General features: G+C 46.2%; 19 protein-coding genes. All 19 read left to right on the plus strand.

What is annotated here, in order from left to right; genetic code table 11:
* The first annotated feature begins 90 nt into the window (after window positions 1-90).
* The 19 genes from rnmV to BR62_RS0111350 all read left to right on the plus strand — a co-directional run bounded on the left by rnmV (window position 91) and on the right by BR62_RS0111350 (window position 18,113).
* Complete coding sequence (gene rnmV / locus BR62_RS0111260; protein ID WP_004264696.1) at window positions 91-654, plus strand: ribonuclease M5; 564 nt, start codon at window positions 91-93, stop codon at window positions 652-654.
* Window positions 644-1,525, plus strand: coding sequence for a 16S rRNA (adenine(1518)-N(6)/adenine(1519)-N(6))-dimethyltransferase RsmA (rsmA, locus tag BR62_RS0111265; RefSeq protein ID WP_004264694.1), 882 nt, complete (start codon window positions 644-646; stop codon window positions 1,523-1,525). The genes rnmV and rsmA overlap by 11 nt, the downstream gene beginning before the upstream one ends.
* 172 nt (window positions 1,526-1,697) lie before the next feature.
* Window positions 1,698-2,573, plus strand: a complete 876-nt coding sequence (gene yabG, locus BR62_RS0111270) for a sporulation peptidase YabG (RefSeq protein WP_004264691.1) — start codon at window positions 1,698-1,700, stop codon at window positions 2,571-2,573.
* 211 nt (window positions 2,574-2,784) lie between these two features.
* Entirely contained in the window at window positions 2,785-3,045 is a 261-nt protein-coding gene (gene veg / locus BR62_RS0111275; RefSeq protein ID WP_003218330.1) for a biofilm formation stimulator Veg, read from the plus strand.
* A 162-nt stretch (window positions 3,046-3,207) separates the two neighbouring features.
* The gene (locus BR62_RS0111280; RefSeq protein WP_011996172.1) at window positions 3,208-3,396 is read left to right on the plus strand and encodes a small, acid-soluble spore protein, alpha/beta type; all 189 of its coding nucleotides are present in this window, start codon (window positions 3,208-3,210) and stop codon (window positions 3,394-3,396) included.
* A 143-nt stretch (window positions 3,397-3,539) separates the two neighbouring features.
* Window positions 3,540-4,409 carry a 4-(cytidine 5'-diphospho)-2-C-methyl-D-erythritol kinase gene (gene ispE, locus BR62_RS0111285; RefSeq protein ID WP_007409927.1) on the plus strand — a complete coding sequence of 290 codons (870 nt, stop codon included), beginning with the start codon at window positions 3,540-3,542 and terminating at the stop codon, window positions 4,407-4,409.
* A 55-nt stretch (window positions 4,410-4,464) separates the two neighbouring features.
* On the plus strand, window positions 4,465-5,322 hold the full coding sequence (gene purR / locus BR62_RS0111290; RefSeq protein ID WP_004264666.1) for a pur operon repressor: 858 nt from the start codon (window positions 4,465-4,467) through the stop codon (window positions 5,320-5,322).
* Complete coding sequence (gene ridA, locus BR62_RS0111295; protein ID WP_004264663.1) at window positions 5,319-5,699, plus strand: 2-iminobutanoate/2-iminopropanoate deaminase; 381 nt, start codon at window positions 5,319-5,321, stop codon at window positions 5,697-5,699. Before purR ends, ridA begins: the two co-directional genes overlap by 4 nt.
* Before the next feature lie 195 nt (window positions 5,700-5,894).
* A complete protein-coding gene (gene spoVG, locus BR62_RS0111300) occupies window positions 5,895-6,188 on the plus strand; it encodes a septation regulator SpoVG (protein ID WP_004264660.1) in 294 nt (97 codons plus the stop codon).
* Window positions 6,189-6,379: 191 nt separating this feature from the next.
* Window positions 6,380-7,750 carry a bifunctional UDP-N-acetylglucosamine diphosphorylase/glucosamine-1-phosphate N-acetyltransferase GlmU gene (gene glmU, locus BR62_RS0111305; RefSeq protein WP_004264658.1) on the plus strand — a complete coding sequence of 457 codons (1,371 nt, stop codon included), beginning with the start codon at window positions 6,380-6,382 and terminating at the stop codon, window positions 7,748-7,750.
* A gap of 21 nt (window positions 7,751-7,771) precedes the next feature.
* Window positions 7,772-8,725 carry a ribose-phosphate diphosphokinase gene (locus BR62_RS0111310; protein WP_007409928.1) on the plus strand — a complete coding sequence of 318 codons (954 nt, stop codon included), beginning with the start codon at window positions 7,772-7,774 and terminating at the stop codon, window positions 8,723-8,725.
* An 84-nt stretch (window positions 8,726-8,809) separates the two neighbouring features.
* The gene (locus BR62_RS0111315) at window positions 8,810-9,418 is read left to right on the plus strand and encodes a 50S ribosomal protein L25/general stress protein Ctc (RefSeq protein WP_014416724.1); all 609 of its coding nucleotides are present in this window, start codon (window positions 8,810-8,812) and stop codon (window positions 9,416-9,418) included.
* 84 nt (window positions 9,419-9,502) lie between these two features.
* Window positions 9,503-10,069: an aminoacyl-tRNA hydrolase gene (pth, locus tag BR62_RS0111320; RefSeq protein WP_032870877.1), complete on the plus strand. Its 567-nt coding sequence runs from the start codon at window positions 9,503-9,505 to the stop codon at window positions 10,067-10,069.
* A 61-nt stretch (window positions 10,070-10,130) separates the two neighbouring features.
* Window positions 10,131-10,361, plus strand: a complete 231-nt coding sequence (locus BR62_RS0111325; RefSeq protein WP_004264650.1) for an anti-sigma-F factor Fin — start codon at window positions 10,131-10,133, stop codon at window positions 10,359-10,361.
* A 69-nt stretch (window positions 10,362-10,430) separates the two neighbouring features.
* Entirely contained in the window at window positions 10,431-13,964 is a 3,534-nt protein-coding gene (gene mfd, locus BR62_RS0111330; RefSeq protein WP_007409931.1) for a transcription-repair coupling factor, read from the plus strand.
* A 136-nt stretch (window positions 13,965-14,100) separates the two neighbouring features.
* On the plus strand, window positions 14,101-14,637 hold the full coding sequence (gene spoVT, locus BR62_RS0111335) for a stage V sporulation protein T (RefSeq protein ID WP_004264646.1): 537 nt from the start codon (window positions 14,101-14,103) through the stop codon (window positions 14,635-14,637).
* Between the two features lie 168 nt (window positions 14,638-14,805).
* Window positions 14,806-16,386 carry a putative polysaccharide biosynthesis protein gene (locus BR62_RS0111340; protein WP_007409932.1) on the plus strand — a complete coding sequence of 527 codons (1,581 nt, stop codon included), beginning with the start codon at window positions 14,806-14,808 and terminating at the stop codon, window positions 16,384-16,386.
* Window positions 16,376-17,851, plus strand: coding sequence for a bifunctional methyltransferase/pyrophosphohydrolase YabN (mazG, locus tag BR62_RS0111345; RefSeq protein ID WP_032870880.1), 1,476 nt, complete (start codon window positions 16,376-16,378; stop codon window positions 17,849-17,851). Before BR62_RS0111340 ends, mazG begins: the two co-directional genes overlap by 11 nt.
* Window position 17,852: 1 nt before the next feature.
* Window positions 17,853-18,113, plus strand: coding sequence for an RNA-binding S4 domain-containing protein (locus BR62_RS0111350; protein WP_007409934.1), 261 nt, complete (start codon window positions 17,853-17,855; stop codon window positions 18,111-18,113).
* Window positions 18,114-18,130: the final 17 nt, after the last annotated feature.

The following is an 18,130-nucleotide window of genomic DNA, read 5'->3' on the forward strand; positions in this document are numbered from 1 at the left end:
ATAATAGGTAAAGTGTATTTTCAGTATATTAGACGTGACATGTAAGCAAAGGTTTCGTTTTGGATATAAAAAGTTTTTTTGGAGGAAGTAATGAAAATTAAAGAAATTATTGTAGTCGAGGGACGCGATGACACTGCGCGCATAAAACTTGCCGTTGATGCGGATACGATCGAGACAAACGGTTCCGCAATCGGAGACGAAGTCATCAGACAGATTCGGCTGGCGCAGGAAACGAGAGGGGTCATCGTGCTGACGGACCCGGATTTTCCGGGGGAAAAGATCCGGAAAACCATTTCTGAAGCAGTACCCGGCTGTAAACACGCATTTCTGCCCAAACATCTTGCCAAACCGAAAAACAAGCGCGGCATTGGCGTTGAGCACGCATCCATTGAAAGCATCAGAGCATGTCTGGAAAATGTGCATGAAGAGATGGAGGCAAAGCCGAGTGAGATTTCAGCTGAAGATGTCATACAGGCCGGTCTGATCGGCGGACCGGCTGCCAAAAGACGCCGCGAACGATTGGGCGACCTGCTGAAGATCGGCTATACAAACGGCAAGCAGCTTCAAAAACGGCTGCAAATGTTTCAAATCAAAAGAAGTGATTTTATTGATGCGCTCGATGCTATGAGGCAGGAGGAACAGGATGAACAATAAAGATATCGCGACACCTATCAGAACGAAGGAAATTCTGAAAAAGTACGGTTTCTCTTTTAAAAAGAGTCTGGGACAGAATTTCTTAATTGATACAAATATATTGGACAGAATTGTGGACCATGCGGAAATTACGGATCGGACCGGAGTCATTGAAATCGGGCCCGGAATCGGCGCGCTGACAGAGCAGCTTGCCAAACGGGCGAAAAAGGTCGTCGCGTTTGAAATTGATCAGCGCCTGCTTCCCATTCTCAATGATACGCTGTCTCCGTATGACAATGTAACGATCATTCATCAAGATGTGCTGAAAGCAGACGTCAAATCTGTCATTGAAGAGCAGTTTCAGGATTGTGATGAAATTATGGTGACGGCGAATCTCCCATATTATGTGACGACGCCGATCATCATGAAGCTCTTGGAAGAACATCTTCCGTTAAAAGGGATTGTCGTGATGCTGCAAAAAGAGGTCGCTGAGCGGATGGCCGCTGATCCTTCCTCTAAGGAGTACGGATCGCTTTCCATTGCGGTTCAGTTCTATACGGAGGCCAAAACCGTCATGACCGTCCCGAAAACGGTGTTTGTGCCTCAGCCTAATGTCGATTCTGCCGTCATCCGTCTCTTGCTTCGTGACGGCCCGGCGGTTGACGTCGATAATGAACCGTTTTTCTTCCAGCTGATTAAAGCAAGCTTCGCACAGCGCCGGAAAACCTTGCTTAACAACCTTGTGAACAATCTTCCGGGCGGAAAAGAGAAAAAAGCTCAAATTGAAGAAGTTCTTCAAGAAACGAATATTGACGGAAAGCGGCGCGGTGAATCCCTGTCCATAGAAGAATTCGCGCTCCTGTCCAACGGATTGCATAAAGCCCTTTTCTAAGAGGGCTTTTTGTTTTGCGTCACCACTTGGACTGCCGCTACATAGGCTAGAGGAGAACCTTATTCATTCAACTGCAAGAAAAGCTTGAAACATCAAGCGCCGCAGCGGAAAGAGGTGTATTTGCCAAGACTTCTTTCATGATGAGGCTTAGTCTATTTGTGGAGTGGGTAACGTGCAATTTCAAATAGGAGATATGGTAGCCAGGAAATCCTATCAAATGGATGTTTTATTTCGCATTATCGGTATAGAGCAAACAAGCAACGGAAATTCAATTGCCATCCTGCATGGTGACGAAGTCAGATTGATTGCGGATGCTGATTTTTCTGATTTGGAGCCTGTCAGAAAAGACGAACAGGCCATGAGAAAGAAAAGAGATGAAAGCAGGATGAATGAATCTCTCGAGCTGCTCCGCCAGGATTATAAGCTGCTTCGGGAAAAACAGGAATATTATGCGACAAATCAATATCAGCATCAGGAGCACTACTTTCATATGCCCGGAAAGGTATTGCATCTGGACGGCGATGAGGCCTATTTGAAAAAGTGCCTGAACTTTTATGAAAAAATCGGTGTGCCGGTATACGGAATTCATTGTCATGAGAAAAAAATGCCGGCATCAATTGACGAGCTGCTTGATAAATACAGGCCGGATATTTTAGTCATCACCGGCCATGATGCATATTCCAAGCATAAGGGAGGCGTGAATGATTTAAGCGCCTACAGGCATTCCAAACACTTTGTCGAAACCGTTCAAAGAGCGAGGCGTAAAGTCCCTCATTTGGATCAGCTGGTCATATTCGCGGGGGCGTGCCAATCTCATTTCGAGTCTTTAATCAGAGCGGGCGCGAATTTCGCAAGTTCTCCGTCACGCGTCAATATCCACGCGCTTGACCCGGTATATATTGTCGCGAAAATCAGCTTCACCCCATTTATGGAGCGGATCAATGTATGGGATGTCCTGAGAAATACGCTGACGAGAGAGAAAGGGCTGGGAGGAATTGAAACGAAGGGTGTGCTGCGTGTCGGTATGCCGTATAAATCAAATGGATGAGTGATAAAACCCGCATATATTTCGCTATGCGGGTTAATTATTTTACATATTGATACATAAATTTCCGGAACTTGTGAAAAATAACGCAGAAATCAATAGAATTTTGTCAAAATAATTTTGTTGACAATGACTTATTAACGTTGATATAATTTAAATTTTATTTGACAAAATTGGGCTCTTGTTGTACAATAAATGTAGTGAGGTGGATGCAATGGCGAAGACGTTGTCCGATATAAAAAGATCGCTTGATGGGAATTTAGGTAAACGGCTTACGTTAAAAGCAAACGGCGGCCGCCGAAAAACGATTGAGCGTTCGGGCATTTTAGCTGAGACGTACCCTTCTGTTTTTGTGATACAACTAGATCAAGACGAGAATTCGTTTGAAAGAGTTTCATACAGTTATGCTGATATTCTGACTGAGACTGTTGAATTGACATTCAATGACGATGCGGCAAGCTCAGTAGCATTTTAATGGGCAGTGAACCTTTTGTTTACTGCTTTTTGTTTTGCCTTCTAAAGCTCTTCTAATTATTCCCTCGAAAGTTTCAGCCGATTAAACGGAAGCTATAAGTGTCACATGTTTTATCGTGGCGTGCACGAATGGTGATCAATTCTATAAAAGGGGTTGTTTCGTTTGGGCAGACGTCGTGGAGTTATGTCAGATGAGTTCAAATATGAGCTGGCGAAGGACCTTGGTTTTTACGATACGGTGAAAAACGAGGGCTGGGGAGGCATTCGGGCGCGTGACGCCGGGAATATGGTAAAGCGCGCGATTGAGATTGCCGAACAGCAGATGGCGGCTCAGAACCAAAATAACCGATAATGCAGTGGCCCGGGGGACAATCCGTTCCCCGGTTTTTTCTATCGGCTGTCAAAACCGGCTTCAATTTCGGATAAGTACCTCCGGGTCTCCAAATGTGATACAATGTTCATACTTATGTTTAGATGGAGAAGTAGGTGAAAGCTATGCGTATTTTAGAAAAAGCGCCGGCCAAAATCAATCTGTCCCTCGATGTGACGAGTAAACGCCCGGATGGTTATCACGAAGTGGAGATGATCATGACGACAATTGATTTGGCAGATCGGATTGAACTGACAGAACTGCCCGAAAACGTTATCAGAGTGGCGTCGCATAATCGCTTTGTTCCGGATGATCAAAGGAATCTGGCTTATCAGGCAGCCAAACTGCTTAAAGAACGGTTTCAAGTCAAAAAAGGCGTTTCCATTATGATTACAAAAGTGATCCCTGTAGCGGCAGGGCTTGCCGGCGGAAGCAGCGATGCGGCAGCCACGCTCAGAGGGCTGAACAGGCTTTGGGATTTAAAGCTTTCTGTCGAAGAGCTCGCGGAGCTTGGAGCTGAAATTGGTTCAGACGTGTCCTTCTGTGTATACGGAGGCACTGCTCTGGCAACCGGACGCGGTGAGAAGATCAGGCACATCAGTGCTCCGCCTCATTGCTGGGTCGTGCTCGCCAAACCGACGATCGGGGTATCGACTGCCGAAGTGTACCGCCGGCTGAACTTACAGCAGGTTCGGCATCCTGATGTGCAGGCGATGATTGACGCGATTGAAGAAAAAAGCTTCCAAAAGGTATGCGGACAATTAGGAAACGTATTGGAGTCGGTTACGCTCAGCCTCCATCCCGAGGTGGCGATGATTAAAAATCAAATGAAACGCTTCGGCGCTGATGCGGTGTTAATGAGCGGAAGCGGACCGACTGTATTCGGTTTGGTTCAATACGAATCGAAGGTGCAGCGGATTTATAACGGGTTAAGAGGTTTCTGTGATCAAGTGTACGCGGTGCGGATGATCGGCGAACAGAATGCTCTTGATTAAATCCGTATGTTAAGTTATATTATTTTTAAATTATTCGGATTTTGGGGGTAAGTTCATGAAGTTTCGTCGCAGCGGCAGATTGGTGGACTTAACAAATTATTTGTTAACCCATCCGCATGAATTAATACCGTTAACGTTTTTCTCAGAACGGTATCAATCAGCAAAGTCATCAATCAGTGAAGATTTAACGATTATTAAACAGACCTTTGAACAGCAAGGCATTGGGACGCTGCTTACAGTGCCGGGAGCTGCCGGAGGCGTCAAATACATTCCGAAAGTGAAACAGGCTGAAGCAGAAGCGTTTATACAGGAGCTGGGACAGTCTTTAGTAAATCCTGAGCGTATCCTTCCGGGCGGTTATGTATATTTAACGGATATCTTAGGAAAACCATCTGTCCTCTCTCATGTAGGCAGGCTTTTTGCTTCCGTTTTTGCGGAGCGGGAGATTGATGTGGTGATGACCGTTGCGACAAAAGGAATCCCTCTTGCTTACGCAGCGGCCAGTTATCTGAACGTTCCGGTTGTCATCGTGCGAAAGGACAACAAAGTGACTGAAGGCTCCACGGTGAGCATCAATTATGTATCAGGGTCATCTAACCGCATTCAAACGATGTCGCTTGCGAAAAGAAGTTTGGCTACGGGTTCGAACGTTTTGATTATTGACGATTTTATGAAAGCCGGCGGCACCATTAACGGCATGATCAGTCTGCTTGATGAGTTTAACGCAAACGTTGCGGGAATAGGCGTCTTGGTTGAAGCCGAGGGAGTGAATGAACGGCTTGTCGATGAATACATGTCACTGCTCACGCTTTCAACCATCAATATGAAAGACAAAACGATTGAGATTCAAAACGGCAATTTTCTGCGATTTTTTAAAGAACAGCATTTAAAGAATGGGGAGACAGAAAAATGACAAAAGCAATCCATACAAAACACGCGCCGGCAGCGATCGGGCCATATTCACAAGGAATCATCGTAAACAACATGTTTTACAGCTCAGGCCAGATTCCTCTTACTGCTGAAGGAGAAATGGTAAACGGTGATATCACAGAACAAACGCATCAGGTGTTCAGCAATTTAAAAGCTGTGCTGAAAGAAGCGGGCGCTTCTCTCGAGACGGTTGTCAAAGCAACGGTGTTTATTGCTGATATGGAGCAGTTTGCGGAAGTGAATGAAGTGTACGGACAATACTTTGATGTACATAAGCCGGCAAGGTCTTGTGTGGAAGTGGCGAGACTGCCGAAAGACGCTCTCGTGGAAATTGAAGTCATTGCGCTGGTGAAATCTTAAATCTCAGAAAAGTGGTTCCGGTCTCCGGGATCACTTTTTTTATGCAGTATATGATCCCCAAATATGGTTTATCACCTAATTGTGTATGTATATCCTATATTTTCAAAAAAACTTTTTGAAACGTGCAGGAATTTAAAAAGAATCGTGGAATTGTTAGACTAATGCTTTTATATAGGGAAAAGGTGGTGAACTACTGTGGAAGTTACTGACGTAAGATTACGCCGCGTGAATACCGATGGTCGCATGAGAGCGATTGCATCCATCACGCTGGATCACGAATTTGTCGTACATGATATTCGTGTGATTGATGGAAACAATGGTCTTTTCGTTGCGATGCCGAGTAAACGCACCCCTGATGGAGAATTCCGCGATATTGCTCATCCTATTAATTCTAGCACGCGGGGCAAGATCCAGGATGCTGTTTTAAATGAGTATCATCGTTTGGGTGATTCTGAAGCATTAGAATATGAAGAAGCCGGGGCTTCTTAAACATAACAAAATGTAAGGACTGCTGATAAAGGCTGACACAAGGCCTTTTCCGGCAGTCCTTTTTTAAATCTGATTTTTCAGTAATAAAGCGATTACATAGAAAATTCTTGCACTTTTTGATGTCTTCTTGAAATCAACAGCTATTTAGGATATATTTTTCTATGGATAAAAGGGATATTGGAGGCCATTAAATGGATAAGCGGTTTGCAGTGATTTTAGCTGCCGGAAAAGGAACGAGAATGAAATCGAAGCTTTACAAGGTCCTTCATCCGGTATGCGGAAAGCCTATGGTAGAGCACGTCGCAGACGAAGCTCTGAAATTATCTTTAGCGAAGCTTGTCACCATCGTAGGACACGGAGCCGAAGATGTGAAGAAGCAGCTCGGACAGAAAAGCGATTACGCTCTCCAAGCAGAACAGCTCGGTACGGCTCATGCGGTCAAACAGGCAAAACCATTTCTTCACGGAGAAAAGGGTGTCACGATCGTTATTTGCGGCGATACACCGCTTCTGACGGCGGAGACGATGGAAGCCATGCTGAATGAACATACAGACAAAGGTGCAAAAGCCACGGTGTTAACGGCCGTTGCCGACGATCCCGCCGGATACGGAAGAATCATCCGCAGTGAAGACGGCGCCGTTCAAAAAATCGTGGAGCACAAGGATGCTTCGGAGCAAGAACGTCTTGTGAAAGAAATCAACACGGGAACGTACTGTTTTGATAACGAGGCTCTTTTTCGTGTCATCGAACAGGTTTCGAATGAAAATGCCCAAGGCGAGTATTATCTGCCGGATGTGATCGAAATCCTCAAAGACGAAGGCGAAACTGTTGCCGCTTACCAGACTGGTAACTTCCAAGAGACGCTCGGAGTGAATGATAGAGTCGCTCTTTCTCAGGCTGAAATGTATATGAAAGAGCGTATTAACAAACGGCATATGCAGAACGGAGTCACTTTAATCGATCCGATGAATACGTACATCTCACCTGACGCACGTATCGGACAAGATACAGTTATTTATCCCGGAACTGTGTTAAAGGGACAAGCTGAAATCGGCGATGAATGTGTCATCGGCCCCCACACTGAGATAGAGGACAGCTCAATCGGCAGCCGCACTGTGATTAAACAATCCGTTGTCAATCGCAGCAAAGTTGGGAATGATGTAAATATCGGTCCTTTTGCTCACATCAGACCCGATTCCGCAATCGGCAATGAAGTGAAGATCGGAAACTTTGTTGAAATCAAGAAAACACAATTCGGCGACCGGAGCAAAGCATCTCATTTAAGCTATATCGGTGATGCCGAAGTGGGCACGGATGTGAATCTGGGATGCGGCTCCATCACGGTCAATTATGATGGGAAGAAAAAGTATTTAACCAAAATTGAAGACGGCGCCTTTATTGGCTGCAACTCCAATCTGGTCGCTCCTGTTACAGTGGGAGAAGGCGCGTACGTCGCTGCGGGTTCAACCGTAACTGAAGATGTGCCGGGCGAAGCGCTTGCCATTGCCAGAGCAAGACAAGTAAATAAAGAAGATTATGTGAAAAATATTCATAAAAAATAATCCTAAAATCGGAGGTTTACCATGTCTAACGAATACGGAGATAAGAATTTAAAGATTTTTTCTTTGAATTCAAATCCAGAACTTGCAAAAGAAATCGCGGATAATGTAGGGGTTCAATTAGGAAAGTGCTCTGTTACAAGATTCAGTGACGGAGAGGTCCAGATCAACATAGAAGAAAGTATTCGCGGCTGTGATTGCTATATCATTCAGTCTACAAGTGCGCCGGTCAACGAGCACATCATGGAATTGCTGATTATGGTTGACGCTTTAAAGCGCGCTTCCGCGAAAACAATCAACATTGTCATTCCGTACTACGGTTATGCGCGCCAGGACAGAAAAGCAAGATCACGTGAACCGATTACGGCAAAACTTTTTGCAAACCTGCTTGAAACAGCGGGTGCGACACGCGTGATCGCGCTTGATTTACACGCGCCGCAAATTCAAGGTTTCTTTGATATTCCGATTGACCACTTAATGGGTGTTCCGATTTTAGGCCATTACTTTGAAGGTAAAGACTTGAAAGATATTGTTATTGTTTCTCCTGACCACGGCGGTGTGACGCGCGCCCGCAAACTTGCGGACCGTCTGAAAGCGCCGATCGCGATTATCGACAAACGCCGTCCTAGACCGAATGAGGTAGAAGTGATGAACATCGTCGGTAACGTGGAAGGTAAAACAGCGATTCTGATCGATGATATTATTGATACGGCCGGCACAATCACACTTGCCGCTAACGCGCTGGTTGAAAACGGAGCTGCAGAAGTGTATGCATGCTGTACGCACCCTGTACTGTCAGGTCCTGCCGTTGAGCGGATCAATAACTCTAAAATCAAGGAGCTTGTCGTAACGAACAGCATTAAGCTTCCTGATGAGAAAAAAATCGAACGCTTTAAGCAGCTTTCTGTCGGACCGCTTCTGGCTGAAGCGATTATCCGCGTTCACGAGAAACAATCTGTCAGCTATTTATTCAGCTAAACCGAAACTTTAAGGTTTAAATCCCAGTTATTGTGGGTATTGTTCTAATAGGACGATAAAACGATAATTAGGATGGTGCTGAATATGGCAACTTTAAAAGCAAATGAAAGAACAGATTTTAAACGTTCGACGCTTCGGAAAATCCGTCATTCAGGACATGTTCCAGGGATTATATACGGTAAAGAAACAACGAATACGCCTGTCTCTTTAGACAGTGTCGAATTGCTTAAAACATTGCGGGACGAAGGAAAAAACACGATTATCACAATTGATGTCAACGGAAATCAGCAATCGGTTATGGTGACTGATCTTCAGACAGACCCGCTCAAAAACGAATTGACGCACGCCGATTTTCAAGTCGTGAATATGAGTGAGGAGCTGGAGGCCGAGGTGCCGATTCAGCTGACGGGAGAGGCGAAGGGAGTCAAAGACGGAGGCGTCATCCAGCAGCCGCTGCATGAGCTTTCGATTAAGGCCAGACCGAAGGACATCCCTCAGACAATCAATGTTGATATTTCCGGACTTGAGATGAATGATGTGCTGACCATCGCAGATCTGACTGCTGACGGCAATTATACATTTACAAACGACCCGGAAGAAGTCGTGGCTTCCATCCTTCCTCCTAAGCAGGAAGCATTCGAAGAAGATGCAGAACCGTCTCCTGGGGAAGAGCCCGAAGGAGAAAATCAATAAGCGCTTTAAGACGTAACCCGCCCGAGGTTACGTCTTTTGTGCTAGAATGAGAAGAATTACAGCGATGTTGAGGGAGGATTTACGATGCTTGTGATTGCCGGTCTCGGTAACCCGGGAAAAACCTACGAGAACACGAGACATAATGTCGGCTTTATGGCCATTGACGAGCTTTCTAAAGAATGGAATATTGAATTGAATAAAACGAAATTCAACGGACTTTACGGAATGGGGTTTGTTTCCGGAAAAAAAGTTCTACTTGTTAAACCGCTTACATATATGAATTTATCAGGGAAATGTTTGCGGCCGCTACTGGATTATTATGATGCCGATCATGAAGATCTGAAAGTCATATACGATGACCTTGATCTTCCGACGGGAAAAATCAGGCTCCGGACGAAGGGGAGCGCAGGCGGACATAACGGAATTAAATCGCTTATACAGCACCTCGGAACCCCTGAATTTGACCGGGTCAGAATCGGAATCGGCCGCCCCGTCAACGGAATGAAAGTCGTTGACTATGTACTGGGAGCTTTTACGAAGGAAGAAGCGCCGCATATCAATGATGCCGTCACAAAAACCGTAAAAGCCTGCGAAGCTTCCTTAACGAAACCATTTTTAGAAGTCATGAACGAATTTAATGCAAATGTATAAGATAAATAATGGGAGACCATACTAGGGAAAAATGATTTTTTCACATCAGGAGGTCCAACGTATGGCTTTGCATTATTTCTGCCGCCACTGCGGCTTTAAGGTAGGGAGCCTGGAATATTCGACGGTGCCGACACAGTCACTTGGATTTCAGCACTTAACAAATGAGGAAAGAAACGATATGATTTCATATAAAGACAATGGAGATGTCCATGTTCTTACAATTTGTGAAGACTGCCAAGAGGCGCTGGAGCGCAATCCGCACTACCATGAACACAACACATTTATTCAATAAGAAGCTTTGGTGTAGATTCTAGACCAAAGCGTTTTTCTGTTCTTGCAGAAAATAGAGAGGAGGGCCCATATGGACAACATTCAAACCTTTATTAAAGAAAGCGATGATTTTAAATCCATTGTCAACGGTTTACATGAGGGGCTGAAGGAACAGCTGCTTGCGGGTCTGTCAGGTTCCGCGCGTTCTGTTTTTACCTCTGCCCTTGCACAGGAAACGAAAAGGCCGATTTTCTTTATCACCCATAATTTATATCAGGCCCAAAAAGTGACGGAAGATCTGACAGCGCTTCTCGGGGATCAATCTGTTTTTTTATACCCCGTGAATGAATTGATTTCTTCAGAAATTGCGGTAGCGAGCCCTGAACTGCGTGCTCAGCGGCTTGATGTCATTAATAGATTAACAAACGGAGAAGCGCCGGTCGTTGTGGCGCCCGTTGCGGCAGTGAGAAGAATGCTTCCGCCGAAGGAGCTGTGGAAAAGCAGCCAGCTCGTCATTTCACTCGGAGACGAAATAGAACCGGATCAGCTGTCCGCGCGCCTTGTAGAGGTGGGGTATGAGCGTTCCGATATGGTTTCTGCACCCGGTGAATTCAGTATTCGCGGCGGAATTATCGACATTTATCCGCTGACGTCGGAGCATCCGGTGCGAATTGAACTGTTTGATACGGAGGTCGATTCCATCAGGAGCTTCAATTCTGATGACCAGAGATCAATTGAGACGCTCAAACATGTGGCGATCGGACCGGCGAAGGAATTGATCATCAGGGCGGAAGAAAAAGCCCGGGCGATGGAAAGGCTCGATAAAGGGCTTGCCGACAGTCTGAAAAAGCTGAAGCAGGACAAACAAAAGGAAATGCTTCATATCAATATCTCACATGATAAAGAACGGTTATCAACGGGACAGACTGATCAGGAACTTGTGAAGTATCTCTCGTACTTTTACGAAAAACCTGCTAGTTTGCTAGATTATACACCGGCAGACACGTTGTTACTGTTAGACGAGGTCAGCCGCATTCATGAAATGGAGGATCAGCTGCAAAAAGAAGAGGCCGAATTTATGACAAGTCTGCTCGAGGAAGGGAAAATTCTGCATGACATTCATTTATCCTTCAGCTTTCAGGAGCTTATGAGCGAAAAGCGGCGCCCGGCTATTTATTATTCATTATTTTTGCGTCATGTCCAGCATACAAGCCCTCAGAATATCGTGAATGTGACAAGCCGGCAGATGCAGAGTTTTCACGGGCAGATGAATGTGCTCGCAGGTGAAATGGAGCGCTTTAAGAAATCAAACTTCACCGTCGTCTTTTTAGGCGCAAATAAGGACAGAACCGACAGATTGGCATCCGTGCTGGCCGATTACGAAATTGAAGCCGCAAAAACGGACAGCTCCAAAGCGCTTGTGCAAGGACAGGTCTATGTCATGGAAGGCGAGCTGCAATCCGGTTTTGAACTGCCGCTGATGAAGCTGGCCGTCATTACGGAGGAAGAGCTGTTCAAAAACCGAATCAAGAAAAAGCCGAGAAAGCAGAAGCTGACAAATGCCGAACGGATCAAAAGCTATTCCGAGCTTCAGGTCGGCGACTATGTCGTCCACGTCAACCACGGGATCGGTAAGTATTTGGGGATCGAAACACTAGAAATCAAAGGCATTCATAAAGATTACCTCAACATTCATTATCAGGGCAGCGATAAGCTGTACGTCCCTGTAGAACAAATCGACCAGGTGCAGAAGTACGTCGGCTCTGAAGGAAAAGAACCGAAGCTTTATAAACTGGGCGGCAGTGAATGGAAACGGGTGAAGAAAAAAGTTGAAAACTCCGTTCAGGATATTGCCGATGATCTGATTAAGCTTTATGCGGAACGGGAAGCAAGCAAGGGCTATGCGTTCTCGCCGGATCATGAAATGCAGCGGCAGTTCGAATCTGCTTTCCCTTATCAGGAAACAGAGGACCAGCTCCGTTCCATTCAGGAGATTAAAAAGGATATGGAAAGAGAGCGCCCGATGGACCGTTTGCTTTGCGGTGATGTGGGTTACGGGAAGACGGAGGTAGCCATCCGAGCGGCCTTTAAAGCGATCGCCGACGGAAAGCAGGTCGCGCTTCTTGTGCCGACGACAATACTCGCGCAGCAGCATTATGAAACCATTATGGAGCGTTTCCAGGACTATCCGATTAACATCGGTCTTCTCAGCCGATTCAGAACGAGAAAAGAATCCAATGAAACGATTAAAGGCCTGAAAAACGGAACGGTAGACATCGTAATCGGAACCCACAGGCTCTTATCTAAAGACGTCGTCTATAAAGATCTCGGCTTGCTCATCATTGATGAAGAGCAGCGCTTTGGCGTAACGCATAAGGAAAAAATCAAACAGATCAAAGCCAATGTCGATGTGCTGACTCTTACAGCGACGCCGATACCGCGCACGCTTCATATGTCCATGCTCGGTGTGCGGGACTTATCTGTTATTGAAACGCCGCCGGAAAACCGTTTCCCTGTTCAGACATATGTCGTGGAATACAACGGCGCGCTTGTGCGGGAAGCCATCGAAAGAGAACTGGCGCGCGGAGGACAGGTATATTTCTTGTACAACCGCGTGGATGACATCGAGCGGAAGGCTGATGAAATTTCCATGCTTGTTCCCGATGCGAAAGTGGCATATGCCCACGGAAAAATGACTGAAAATGAATTGGAAAGCGTCATGCTCAATTTTCTGGAAGGGGAATCAGACGTCCTTGTCAGCACGACTATTATTGAGACAGGCGTAGATATACCAAATGTCAATACCTTGATTGTGTTCGACGGAGACAAAATGGGGCTGTCTCAGCTGTATCAGCTGAGAGGACGGGTCGGCCGTTCCAACCGCGTCGCTTATGCGTATTTTACGTACCGCAGAGACAAAGTGCTCACTGAGGTGGCGGAAAAACGGCTGCAGGCGATTAAAGAATTTACCGAGCTGGGCTCAGGCTTTAAAATCGCCATGCGTGACTTGACGATCAGGGGAGCGGGGAACCTTCTCGGCGCCCAGCAGCACGGCTTTATCGACTCAGTCGGTTTTGACCTGTACTCGCAAATGCTCAAGGAAGCGATTGAAGAGCGGAAAGGCGATATTCCGAAAAGCGAACAGTTTGAGACAGAAATCGATATCGAGCTTGACGCGTATATTCCTGAAAACTATATACAAGACGGCAAGCAAAAAATCGACATGTACAAACGGTTCAGGTCAATCGCCACAATTGAGGAGAAAAATGAGCTTCAAGATGAAATCATCGACAGGTTCGGCAGCTACCCTAAAGAAGTTGAATGGCTGTTTACGGTTGCTGAGATGAAGGTATACGGAAAATATGAACGCGTCGAACTCATCAAGCAGGATAAAGACGCGATCAGATTTACCATTTCTGAAGAGGCCAGCGCACAGATTGACGGTCAGAAATTGTTCGAACTCGGCAATAAATACGGCCGGCAGATCGGACTGGGAATGGAAGGGAAAAAGCTGAAAATCTCAGTACAGACGAAAGGCCGCAAAACGGAAGAGTGGCTGGAGACCGTGCTCGGCATGCTGAAAGGCCTTCAGGATGTGAAGAAAGAAACAATCGCGTCTTCATAAAAATTGTTACTCTCTGGTGTATATTACATTTGATGTGACGGATACTAATTTCAAGCGAGTGGCGGAAGCTACATAAAGTAAAGAGCTTTAGTACTTTCCCTTAAATATCATCACATGAAAGAGAGGCACCAGAGAGATGAAAGCTACAGGTATCGTACGTCGTATTGATGATCTAGGACGGGTCGTCATTCCTAAAGAAATTCGGAGAACACTGCGAATCAGGGAAGGAGACCCGCTTGAAATATTCGTTGACCGCGACGGAGAAGTTATATTGAAAAAATATTCTCCTATCAGTGAGCTTGGCGATTTTGCGAAGGAATATGCAGATGCTTTGTATGACAGTCTCGGCCATTCCGTCTTGATTTGCGACCGTGACGCGTATATTGCCGTTTCAGGCAGTTCGAAAAAAGAATTTCTGAACAAAGCCATCAGCGATTTGCTCGAAAAAACGATGGATCAGCGCAGCTCAGTGGTAGAAAACGACGTGAAGTCCGCGCAGCTTGTTAATGACATTGATGAAGATATGAGCTCCTATACAATAGCTCCGATCGTGGCAAATGGCGATCCTATCGGTGCCGTGGTCATCTTTTCCAAGGAACAGGCACTTGGAGAAGTAGAACATAAAGCGGTAGAAACGGCAGCCAGTTTTTTGGCGAGACAAATGGAGCAGTAGGTCTTATTACCATTATTGAAATAAGAAAACGGAGAAAGAGCAGCTCTTATACAAGTGCTGTTCTTTTTCATATTCATATGTGCTCTCTATCGGTTCGGCCGTTAGGATTGTGATATAATAAGCTCGTTTTATAGACGTAATTTTCTAGCGGCTGGAAGGAGCTTTTGGATGAACGATTCAGTTGGCGCCAAGCGGCAATCGGCATGGAAAGGTGCTTTTGTGCTCGTCGTTGCGGGTATCGTGACGAAGATATTAAGCGCCGTGTACAGGGTTCCTTTTCAGAATATTGTCGGTGACGTCGGATTTTACATTTATCAGCAGGTGTATCCGTTTTTAGGGATCGCGGTCATGCTGTCAACATCCGGTTTTCCGGTTATCATCTCAAAATTAATGAACGATTATAGCGATCATAAACAAAAAATAATGAAAATTTCCGCCCTTTATGTCACGGCGGCCGGACTTGTTCTGTTTGCGCTCATGTATGCCGGTGCGGCGCCGTTGGCCGGTTTTATGGGTGACGCCCGCCTTGTGATGCTGATAAGGGTCGCGGCGTTCGCTTTCATACTGTTTCCGTTTACGGCGGTTTTCCGGGGGTATTTCCAAGGCGTGCATGATATGATGCCGTCAGCCTTATCCCAGATTACGGAACAGCTTCTTCGCGTGGCGGTGCTTCTCGGTTTATCCTTCTGGCTTTTGAAAAGCGGCCGTTCATTATACGCCGCTGGTGCGGGGGCGGCCTCGGGATCAATTGCCGGAAGCTTGGCAGCCCTTTGTGTATTGGCTGTTTTCTGGTATAAGCGGGAAGAAACCAAGAAAGACGGCGGACATATCGCAACGGCCGTCATTGTAAAAAAGCTGCTGCTTTATTCAGTCACCATCTGTATCAGCAGTGTACTCATGCTTTTGATTCAGCTTGTAGACGCCTTAAACTTATATTCACTGCTTTCAGACGGGACGGAGAGCCATGCCGCGAAACAGCTGAAAGGCATATATGACCGCGGACAGCCGCTCCTTCAGCTGGGAACCGTGTTTGCCGTCAGTATCGCCGCGTCATTGGTTCCTTCAATTTCAAAAGCGGTGCATGAGAATAAGCCGTTTATCATAAAAGAGAAAGCGACATCAGCCGTCAAGCTCTGCCTTGCGGTAGGGATCGGTGCATCAGCCGGGCTTTTTTGCATTTTAGAGCCGGTGAATATCATGCTTTTCCAAAACAGTGAGGGGACGCAGACCTTACAAATATTCAGCTTATCTATCTTTTTTGCCTCGATTGCGCTTACAGCAGCCGCGATTCTGCAAGGAGCGGGACATACCGTTTTCCCCGCCGTATCCGTTTTGGCGGGAGGGGCGCTGAAATGGGTGCTGAATGTTTGGCTGGTCCCCGGCTGGGGTATTAGAGGAGCGGCACTGGCGACCGTCTTGGCATTTGCCGCAGTTGCGTGCCTGAATCTCCGGAGAATTTGGTCGAAGGGCTGGCTGACGAATATCGGCGGCGTGATTGCCCGTCTGTGCTGGTGCAGTCTGCTGATGGTCTTCTTTCTGCTCGTATATATGAAGCTATGGCAGTTATTTGTTCCCGTCAGCAGGGCCGGAGCTGTATGTGAGAGTCTGTCTGCGTCAGTCATCGGAGGGCTATTGTTTATTTATTGTATGATAAGAATGAAGATTTTCACGGACGAAGAGCTGAGCGGCCTTCCTTTCGGCAGTGCTTTAAGCAAATTGAAAAAGAGGAGAGAAAAACATGGCAGGTAACATTACGGTCGTCGGCCTCGGCGCCGGAGACATGGATCAGTTGACAGTGGGCGTACATAAGCTGCTGACTCAGGCGAAGCATTTATATATAAGAACGAAAGACCACCCTTTGATTCCGGAATTAGAGCAAGAGACGGAAGTGGACATCCGGTATTTTGATGATATTTATGAAAAACATGATCAGTTTGAAGCGGTCTATGAAGAGATCGCGGACATTCTGTTTGAAAAAGCGAAGCAAGAGGATGTCGTCTACGCTGTGCCCGGGCATCCGTTTGTCGCTGAGAAAACCGTTCAGCTGTTATTTGAACGCCGGGAAGAACAACAGGTAGCTGTTCATACTGCCGGAGGGCAAAGCTTTTTGGATGCCACTTTTAATGCATTGCGAATTGATCCGATTGAAGGGTTTCAATTTACGGATGCGCAAACAATGACGCCGGATGAGCTCGAACTCCGCCATCACCTGATCATTTGCCAGGTTTATGACCAAATGACGGCCTCTGAGGTCAAGCTGACGCTTATGGAGAAATTGCCTGACGACTATGAAGTGGTCATCGTCACGGCAGCCGGAAGCAAGGGAGAAAAGATGACCAAGGTGCCTTTGTTTGAGCTTGACCGCAATGTAGAAATAAATAACTTAACAAGCGTGTATGTTCCGCCGATTAAAAAAGAAGAACTCCTTTACCAGGAATTTTCTGCATTCCGAAGTATTATTCGCGAGCTTCGCGGGCCGAACGGCTGTCCGTGGGATCAAAAGCAGACACACCAGTCATTAAAGAAATATATGATTGAGGAATGCTACGAACTGCTTGAGGCCATTGACGAAGAGGACACGGATCACATGATAGAAGAACTCGGGGACGTCATGCTTCAGGTTATGCTGCACGCCCAGATCGGAGAAGACGAGGGGTATTTCTCAATTGATGATGTCATCAGAGACATCAGTGCGAAGATGGTCAGACGGCACCCGCATGTGTTTAAGGATGTTAAGGTTCAGGATGAACATGATGTCGTCGCCAACTGGGAAGAAATCAAAAAGGCGGAAAAGCAAACAACATCCTCTTCATTGCTGGATGCCGTGCCGAAAACACTGCCTTCTCTTGCAAAAGCGGCCAAGCTTCAGAAAAAAGCCGCAAAAACCGGCTTTGACTGGGATGACGTTCAGGATATATGGGATAAAGTAAATGAAGAGCTGAAGGAATTTTCTGCAGAGGCTTCCGCCGAATCAGCAGATGAAATCAGCTTAAAAGCTGAATTCGGCGATGTTTTATTTGCATTGGTCAATATCGGCCGATACTATAAAATTGAGCCTGAGGAAGCGCTCGCCATGACAAATGACAAATTCCGCAGACGCTTTGCTTATATTGAGAAAGAAGCGGCGGCAAAGGGACTTGAATTGACCGCAATGTCACTTGAGGAAATGGACAAATTGTGGGATGAAGCAAAAGAAATGGAGAGGAGATTCTGATATGAGACTTGATAAGTTTTTAAAAGTATCCAGATTAATTAAACGCCGCACATTGGCGAAAGAGGTCGCCGATCAAGGGAGAATCACCGTTAACGGGAATCAGGCGAAAGCCAGCTCAGACGTAAAAGCCGGTGATGAACTGACGGTCCGCTTCGGCCAGAAACTTGTCACCGTGAAGGTAAACGAATTGAAAGAAACAACGAAAAAAGAAGAAGCCGCGGGCATGTATACAATCGTCAAGGAAGAAAAACTCGGCGAATAGGCTTGTTCTAAACAAGG

This window comes from Bacillus sp. UNC69MF, from assembly GCF_000746035.1.
GTDB lineage: Bacteria > Bacillota > Bacilli > Bacillales > Bacillaceae > Bacillus > Bacillus velezensis.